General features: G+C 35.3%; 5 protein-coding genes, 1 tRNA gene and 1 pseudogene. 5 read left to right on the top strand and 2 right to left on the bottom strand.

What is annotated here, in order from left to right:
• Positions 1 to 18 precede the first annotated feature (18 nt).
• Positions 19 to 87 (bottom strand): annotated as a pseudogene (locus tag GW12_RS16180) (acyltransferase); the annotation flags it as partial.
• A gap of 774 nt (positions 88 to 861) precedes the next feature.
• Between GW12_RS16180 and GW12_RS12080 the strand changes: the two are divergent.
• Positions 862 to 938, top strand: a tRNA-Ile gene (locus GW12_RS12080).
• Between the two features lie 93 nt (positions 939 to 1,031).
• On the opposite strand, the gene GW12_RS12075 is transcribed toward GW12_RS12080, so the two are convergent.
• Entirely contained in the window at positions 1,032 to 1,823 is a 792-nt protein-coding gene (locus GW12_RS12075) for a hypothetical protein (protein WP_034587835.1), read from the bottom strand.
• A 101-nt stretch (positions 1,824 to 1,924) separates the two neighbouring features.
• Between GW12_RS12075 and GW12_RS12070 the strand changes: the two genes are divergently transcribed.
• The 4 genes from GW12_RS12070 to GW12_RS12055 form a co-directional block, all read left to right on the top strand.
• Entirely contained in the window at positions 1,925 to 2,164 is a 240-nt protein-coding gene (locus GW12_RS12070) for a helix-turn-helix domain-containing protein (RefSeq protein ID WP_081403501.1), read from the top strand.
• A 220-nt stretch (positions 2,165 to 2,384) separates the two neighbouring features.
• The gene (locus GW12_RS12065) at positions 2,385 to 2,837 is read left to right on the top strand and encodes a hypothetical protein (RefSeq protein WP_034587833.1); all 453 of its coding nucleotides are present in this window, start codon (positions 2,385 to 2,387) and stop codon (positions 2,835 to 2,837) included.
• Positions 2,838 to 2,841: 4 nt separating this feature from the next.
• The gene (locus GW12_RS12060) at positions 2,842 to 5,169 is read left to right on the top strand and encodes a hypothetical protein (RefSeq protein WP_034587831.1); all 2,328 of its coding nucleotides are present in this window, start codon (positions 2,842 to 2,844) and stop codon (positions 5,167 to 5,169) included.
• Between the two features lie 11 nt (positions 5,170 to 5,180).
• Positions 5,181 to 8,661: hypothetical protein (locus GW12_RS12055; protein ID WP_034587829.1), on the top strand; the 3,481-nt coding region annotated here is incomplete at its 3' end.

The raw sequence follows: 8,661 nt of genomic DNA, 5'->3' as shown, positions 1-8,661 counted from the left end.
AATAGTGCGTAAGTCCTAATTTGGTTCAACGTGATACTGCCAGCCTGCAAGTTTAAACGCAGATTCGCCAATGAATTTCTTAAACATAGGGAAGGGATTGTGTGAAAAAACTCATAATTTGTTCTTCTTCGCTGTATCCGTCAAGCTCCTTTCTTTTAAAAGTTTTAAATGCGTACAAATCTTTTAATTGTTGATTCAAATTTTGGATTTTATTAAGACTTAAAACTAATAAATGTGATTAAATTAATCGTGTATTAGTCTTAATTTAGATAAAAAAAATCTTAAAAAGTTAAAAAAATGACTATTCAGCACAAAAAATAGTTATTAGACTTTTGTCGAAGCCTAAGGGATTTGGATAGGCTTCAGTATCTTCCCATCATGTTTGCTAGAGATGATTCAACATGACTTACTTAACTGCTTTAGTACTTTCATTGTTCATTTTTGCACTCATTGTTGTATGGTCTTTGATCGAAATTTATATGGATATACGTAAAGACGAAAAAATTGAACGCAAAGCCTAAGTTTCTAGAAAGTTGAAGGTGGGTCATATTCAACTTTGTTCTATTTCTAGGTGGATAAAACTTTCTTAAATTTATAGCTGTAAAGTATAAAAATATAGTTGAAATTTTATTTCTAAAAGTAATGAGAAAGCCCATATTTTTTTGATGGAATTGTGATATTGAAAATTTATGATCTTCAGGTTGCTGCTAAAGTCTAAGATAATTAGTCAGAAAATTTTTAGCTGATTTTTTACTGTTGATGAAGTATACAAGCAGTTAGAAAAAAGCTTGTCTTTTAAAAAAATCTTAGCTAGTATTCATCTCGCTTAAACCTATTGATAAATAAGGTTTTCGCTATATAGGGCCTATAGCTCAGTCGGTTAGAGCAGCGGACTCATAATCCGTTGGTCCACAGTTCGAGTCTGTGTGGGCCCACCATATAAATCAACCACTTACGTGCACTAATCGTAAGTGGTTTTTTTTGTTTTTATTTGCTAGTAAGCATATGGTAAGCAGATTAAATCAACTTAACTAGACAGTTTTTTGGTAAAGTTCTACTAGGTTTGGATCTGTGCTTGGAACGAAGTCTTGAAGTTTAGGGTGAACACTGAAATCTGCTTCAACTTTTGTGGATATCTCTTTAACTGCACTAGACCAATTTTTCCTTCTGTATTCTCGCCAATTTAATTTAATTTTGAGTGGTCGACTATATCCTTTTAATTCGGTAAGGAAGATCTGATTACATAATTCATCAAATAATAAGATATGTGAACGGTGGAGATGAGGATTTTTTTCTAGTAATAAGCTTAATGAATTTATGAGGAATGAACAGCAATCATTGGCAAGAGCGGTGCTGTTAATCGTTACTCCCCAATGGTGTAATAAATATAATGCACAAAAACTATCCAGTGAGCCAAAATTTGCTATATGTTCTAAGTCGCTCTTATCAAAATCTTTAATACGTCCATTCGATGAAATAATCTCTACGATATAGTGAGGTAGAGTAGTTAATTCTAATAAAATAAGATCTTCATCAAATTTTTGATATTTAAAAATGTTCCACAGAGGGTGGTTAATAATATCAGATGAGCCAATACATTTAGATTCAACAATACTTATCCAATATTTTTGCGGTGTAGATAGCCCAAATTTATACTTTTTAAATAAGCTCTTTACATCGTGTTCTTCAGGATATCCATAAAAAAATTTCTCCATATCATAATCATTTTTATATCTACCGAAATGTACTAACTGATTATAAAAAAAGTCATACCAGCTTATCGTTTTTGCAAAATCAATCCTAGTTCTTCGCGGTCTGCCCATACATCACTCTGACTAATTAAAGTTCACTTCATTATAATTTTAAATTAGGCAAGAAAAAACGTATTTTTAGAATATTACTTTCCAAGTTTAAGTGTGTTTTGATGGCTTTAAATCAACTTGGAAATAAAAAAATGGGATTTAAGCATAAATATAAGCCGATTACCGATGATCGACTTGTACTAACTACTAAAGAGGCAGCTAGGCTCTTAGGGTATGCAGAACAAACTTTACGTAAGTGGGCTTTATATGAAAATGGCCCAATTAATCCTATTAGATATGGACGTACTCTTCGCTGGAGTAAGGCGGAAGTCTATAAATTTGCCCGAGTGAAAGAAGACTAATTTTGAAGATGGTATGGGCTTATTGCTCATATCTGTTCATTAGACGACTTAACGACTTAGGTGGATTACAGCAAATAAGAGTTTATTTGGGATGTATTACACGCCTTTGAAGCTTAACTCTAAGTAATTTTCATCTTTGAATAACTCAATATTTTCAGAATATGTAAAAGCCTTTATGGCCAGTATTCGGTGAGTTAGTAAAGCTTTAAAAAAACTAAACATGCAAAAAAAATCATTTGAAGTGCTGACCAAACTCAGTGCAGTTTTGATATTAGATTTACCAGATTTTGTTCATATATTTATCTTGAATCTAAAGAATAAACTGGATGTTTATATCAAAAAAAACTTGAGAAAGAATGCTAGAGACAATCACGTGCTTGATGAGCTTGAGATTTTGAAAAGGTTAATCCATGACATTTCTCAAGATATTAAACAGATCCCAAAGCACAAACATAAACAGATACATGCTGTGCTTTTTAGCTGTTTTTTTATTCAGTTATCCGAGGTTCTGGCTCTGCAGTTATCCTTACATATGAGGACGGATCGGAATCCTCAGCGCCGTATTTCATTTAGCGCTAGCACTTATAAAAACTACTTCGGGTTGCATAAAGACTTGAACCTCAAGTTAGAACAAAACCTAAATTTCAACTTTTACCCTGAAAAATTATGGTGATTTTATGAGTCATACAGATAAATTGTTAGAGTTAAATGAAGAAACCCAATTATTGGAAGAATGGGTTAATCATCCTCTGAGTATAAAAAAACAAATTTTGAATCAACTCTTGGCGCAAGACCAGCATGCACAGGAATTGTATGTTGCTGTTCACAAGATCCGTATGGTGATTAAAAATAATCGGATGGTGACACAACAGAAATTATTGGCAGGCTTAACTCAATGGTCTATAAGTGCACCTATAGGAGAGCTAACAGACAAACAAAAAGAGAAATTAATCTATTCCTATCTTTGTACTGCAGTTTTGTGTGAGATAATTAAGAAAATCATCTGGTTAGAGTCTCAAACTGAAAATACTGAAAATACTGAAAAACGGGTTATTCTAGATACGTGTAAAAACAACAATAAAATCAATACAGTATCTTATAATTTAAAACTTCTTTTGCAAAAACAATTTTCGAACACTGAAAAAAATAAATTGTTGTATAAAAAAGTCACACGAAAACTTCAAGCTACGGAAAAATTTAATGCCACTGAGTTAAAAACTCTTTTAGAGCGCAAAACAATAAAAAACGATTTTGAAAAGCTTAATCTCGGCCGTTATATTCAACAATTTATTATTGTGTGTAATGAGCTCATCAAGGTCAAGTTAAATTCACAAGTAATCAATGTTCGGACTTTAATTGATAATATAAAAAAGGGGATGACCTTTAAATCCAATTCTGGCACATCATCGTTGGATGTGGAGAATGAGGATTCTGAAGTGGATACAGAGGCCAATATTTCTGATCCTGAACAGGATGAGATCGCCAAGCGAGAGAAAGGGATTTTCTCTGCTGACCAGCAAAAAGAACGGCAACAGTTTGAAAAGCAGGTACAACGTATTCAGAGACGTAACTTATCCTATAAAACGAATCCGCTTTATCTGAAACCCAGTTTACTACATCTAACCTATCAGCGATTACACGAGTATTATCAAGAAAAGATCAGTAATGATCCATATAAATCTTCTTTAGCTGTGTGTGGTCTGATGTGTCTCTTAACGGGGTTGAGTCCAACGGTCTTTCAGCACATTGAAAATTTGATTGAAAGTGGCAGGATCAAAAAAAAATCAATCAACAAAGTCATCCATTATTACTGGGTGATTGATCCAAACTTCAATGCTAATCATTCCGGTGTTATGCAGGATAAAGCACAACGTTATAATCAGGTCTTAACTCTAGAATGGCGTATTCCAGAACCGTGGATCATCAGTTTAAAGGCTTTAGTAAATTTAAAGCCAAGTAAATTTTGCGTAATTAAATACAATAATTTTTTGCGGGAAGTCTTTAAAGAGTATCAGATTGGTGAAATTACCTGCGGGATGTTAGAGCGGCAAATCTACTTCCATTTGGATATGGAGACTAGTGATAACCTAGTCGCACACTTAATGTCCAATCAGGATACCCGTCATATCGTGCAATGGAACTATGAAGGGCGTCAGACCAAGCAAATCTCCCAGCATTTTAGAGGCTATGTCGATGTTCTATTAGACCGTAAAAAAGGTGATCAATGGATTGAGAATGAACATCCTGGTCATGTTTTTTGTGGTGATGAAGATCGTATCGGAAGTCAGCGATGCTGGACTGTAGAGGCCGCGACTGAATTTTTTAATCGACTTTATCATTTTGTCAAAAATACATTGGAAAGTGCTCAAGCGAATCGGATCGAGAAGCTGAATGCTTACAGCATTTGGATGTGGCATCTTTCCTTAATCTGCCTGACGGTGCGTCCAATAGTCGGCATGCCGGGGTTACTGAAACATTACGACCCTAAGGCACAACTGCTTTACGTTCATGATAAAAAAACGGATTCACGAAAAGTTGGACGTCCTGTCCCTGTTATAGGCTACTGGCAAGATCATTTGAATGCGTATCGAAAATATCTAACGAAAACTATCGAATCACTTGGGATAAAAAGTTTACAAGCGCAACTAGAAAGCGGTGGCTTTATCCTCTATGTCATCTCACATCCTCTTATGAAGTCCAAGAAACGTTCGGTGAATCTTGCGAATGTTGCAGATGATCTAGAGTTACAGCCTATGTCTGCTGATTTTGTCACGAATTACCTTAAACAAACGGTGCAGATTTATAAAAATTGGCCAAGGCATTTCACTAAAAATCATCTAGCTCTAAGTGGTGACATTCACAATACGCTGTATGCCCACGATAAGCAGAGCATGGGATTCGCTCACATTTCTGGATTAAGTCCTTATCTTTACAAACACGACATTCAGAAACAAGTTGAAAGCTTGCTCAACAAACTAAAAATCACAATGCTTGAAGTATTTTAAAGGATCATACTGTGCTTGATAAAAAAATCGAAGCCCAATTAGAAGATGTGATTGAAAAAGAGATTGCAGATATTTTTAAGGAAATTTCTAAGCTGATCACTGATACATACAAAGATGTAAATTCTGAACCTGCTAAAATTGATTTTGAATCGCTTGATCAGCAAATTCTGGAGAAGTTTACTTTCCATAAAGTAGTTTTAGAGCAACTCTGCCAAGAATCCAAACTTAAGGATAATGCTGTAAATTATCTTCAATTCTGTTTTAAACAAGTGAAAAAGGTTTGTGAGGAGAAAAACCAACAGTGGCAAAATGCTTTTCCTTCCTATGCCGAGAACTATGAGATTAAGTTGCCCGATTGGACCGTCTATACACCTAAACGTCTAGACAATGTTTTTTCTGAGCGGAAGTTAGAGCAGGGTAATATGCTTGTCGAGGTAAAAGAAAAACTGTATGGGAATTGGGCGAATTATCTCAAGCAACAAACCGAAGGGATCCTGTTGTGCTCCACGGCTAAAGAGCAACAAAAATTAGTGAATACTTTGTTTGAATGTCTGTGTATTTCATTAATTTTTGATCAGGGATGCATCCAACCTGAACGGTTGATTGCTATTCATAATGCAATTTTTCACATGAATCTAGATAGTGGCTTGTTCCCTATCTATTCAAATACACAGAAGGCTTATATTTTCTCTTACACTCTGCCATCGACCAAGTATGGCAACATCTATCGCCAGCATGGCGAAGAAGAGACGGAGTTATGGCAAACCCAACAAATTTATTTTAATGCCTTTGCGATGCTATGTTATACACGGATTCAGGAGTTAATCAATGGACCGCAAGGGTATGCATTGCAAAGCACTTCGCCATTGCAGTGCTGGGAAAAAGAACTGGGTGAAATTGAAACTGGCAATCAGCCCGAAGTTTTACTGCTAGAAAAACTTAAAATTCATTTCAACATTGTACTGAATATGGCGGAGGAGGGGGATTCTAGTAAAGCACGTGAGGATCAGCCATTTGTACAGATGAAGCATGTAAAGCAATTTTTAAAAGGTTTGGAAAAGACCGGCTTTGCCATTTTTAAGCATATGGATTATGTCTTGTGGCAAGAGATTCCTAATCTAGATGTGTTAAGTACCAGTGTGTTGAACAATCAGATCATTACTTCTCCTTTAATCTATGAGCAGCATATACAGCTGTATGACAGACTTGAGCCTTGGCAAAGTATTCAAGCTAGAATCAAAAATCTTGAAAAAAAGCCTCAAGCTTTAGACTTAGAGGTCCCTAGGGGTAAGGAAGAGAACAAAACGTTTCATGATCGACGTATGGGTAAACGGCATCATCTGAAATCCTGGCTTTTATCCTTTCATCAGGGCATCAAACCTAAACAGCTTGCAGAGCAACTCGAAGCATCTATCACAAAATCCGAAAACTATAAATCTGCTTATGAGGCTGGAAATGGAGAGTATTTGGATTATGTGGTGGCTATTGCACATTTACGCGTGTGTCAGTGGTTAAAAACCGAATTAGCTTATCATGGGAAAGCAGCTATTAAAGTCTCAACGATCAAGCGTTACTATAGTAGTTTCGTGCTTGATCTACTTTATTATGTTCTAGAACAACAGATCAATCTAGATAAAGCCACTGAAGATCAGTTTGAGGAAATGTACTGCACGATTGTTGAAGAAAAATTGCTGAATGATCAGGAAAATCTTAAAACGACCGCCCAAACCAACAACAATAAAAAACACAATACCTCGGGTTATGCTTTTGATCGACTAAAAGCCTTTCACCAATACTTAATCAAGAAACATGATGCACCGATTGTGCAATATTTATATGAACGCCAAAGTGACGGTTTATTTTTAAAAACCAGACTGATTAGTCCGCAGATGTTTCAATTGATGTTACGAATTCTTAGAGAATACCCAGAAGTTTTGGGGCTGACGGAGCAGGATGCAACTTGTCTAGAATGGATCTATACATTGGCATTTAGACTGGGCTTGCGTATTGATGAAGCTGCTGGGATCTGTATCGATGATTTTGTATCACCACAGTTAAGAAAACATCTTGCCAATCGACAGCTCTATTATGCGTTTGAATCCACTCTAGATCAGTATAATGACGATCGATCTGACCAGAAAATGAGAAAAACGACAGGTGATATTGATGATCTTACACTTAGGATTCGTCTGAATTCCGAGCGTAATGTGAAAAGTGATAATGCCACCCGTCACTTTGATTTAGCTTATTTTTTAGCACCGGAGGAGTTCACAGGATTTTGTCGGTTTTATCAAAATCTGTTACCTGGGTCTAAAGCGACTGCAGCAGTCTGCAAAAGAAAAACCAAACAGCTCTTTATGCTGAATGAACAACCTTTATCTACTACAAATTTATCAAAAATTACCCATCAGCTGTTTAATGTTGTATTAGGGACAAACGATCATCAATATACCTTTCATGCTTTCAGGCATAGTACCGCTTCACATTTGGCTATCCTTTTAAAAGGCAGCGCACCACTGGTAAGTTGTTTCACTGACTATGATTCTAATTTTGGGAAAAAGCTTAAAGATCACATTTTACCCAATATTGAGGATGCTTCATCGCGTAGTGCCCAGACTTGGTCTAGACTTGCGCATCTGATGGGGCATGAAGATATTCGGATAACTGCAAGATATTACTTACATCATTTGAATATCCTGATTGCTGACATGTTTTATGAAGCAAATAGAGAATATTCACCTCAATTGATCAAGGCAGTGTTAGGCGATAGTGAGTTGATGCGCCGCGACTTCAACATTAAATTTCAATCGAATGAAAGTGGCATTCTAAAAGCGATGAAGAAATGCTATCAGCTCAAAGAGAATAAACATCAAACTGCTGGATTAAAGAACAAGAAAAAGCAGCCTCAACAACAAGAAAAGTTTTTATACCGTGAAACATTTTTACATGAATATTGGAAATGGCATGAAAAAAAAGCAACGATTGATCCTGAAGTATTGAAGCTCATTCAATCGATCAGCCAACCGTTTTCTCTCTATACAAGTCAAGTAAAAAAAGATGCTAATCATGAGGATGCTATTGGTTTTACTTGGAATAAAATGGTGACATGGTCTACTCGCTATCAAATTGATCAACCTTTTAAGTTAAATAAAAATACAACCCGAAAAGATATTAAATTTTTTTTTGATTGTTTAGGAAGAAAGATTTGTCTTGAAAAAGATCGGCCTGATTTAATCTTTAAGGTGTCATCTAAAAATGACTTGATAGATTATAAAAGATTTCTAGAATGTGTTGCTAAAATTTATCCAGAATGTGAATCTAATTTAGATTGGGATAAACCTGATTTGAACGAATTTAATAATATTAGAATCGGAGAGATGAAAATAAAAAAATATAAAATAAGAAATAAGAAAATAAAAAAAGCTAATCATTTTATGGCTTTGTTGCACAAACCTATCTGTAAAGGCTTTTTCAGCGATATAATTTTCAAAT

Source organism: Acinetobacter sp. HR7 (assembly GCF_000773685.1).
GTDB classification, from domain to species: domain Bacteria; phylum Pseudomonadota; class Gammaproteobacteria; order Pseudomonadales; family Moraxellaceae; genus Acinetobacter; species Acinetobacter thermotolerans.
The sequence above is the reverse complement of the archived record's forward strand: the minus strand, read 5'-3'. Positions and strand labels throughout refer to the sequence as shown.

What these genes read in the sequence shown, in the direction of transcription:
- GW12_RS12075 (WP_034587835.1), bottom strand. Translation starts at nt 1,823, where the DNA reads ATGGGCAGACCGCGAAGAACTAGGATTGATTTTGCAAAAACGATAAGC.
- GW12_RS12070 (WP_081403501.1), top strand. Translation starts at nt 1,925, where the DNA reads ATGGCTTTAAATCAACTTGGAAATAAAAAAATGGGATTTAAGCATAAA.
- GW12_RS12065 (WP_034587833.1), top strand. Translation starts at nt 2,385, where the DNA reads ATGCAAAAAAAATCATTTGAAGTGCTGACCAAACTCAGTGCAGTTTTG.
- GW12_RS12060 (WP_034587831.1), top strand. Translation starts at nt 2,842, where the DNA reads ATGAGTCATACAGATAAATTGTTAGAGTTAAATGAAGAAACCCAATTA.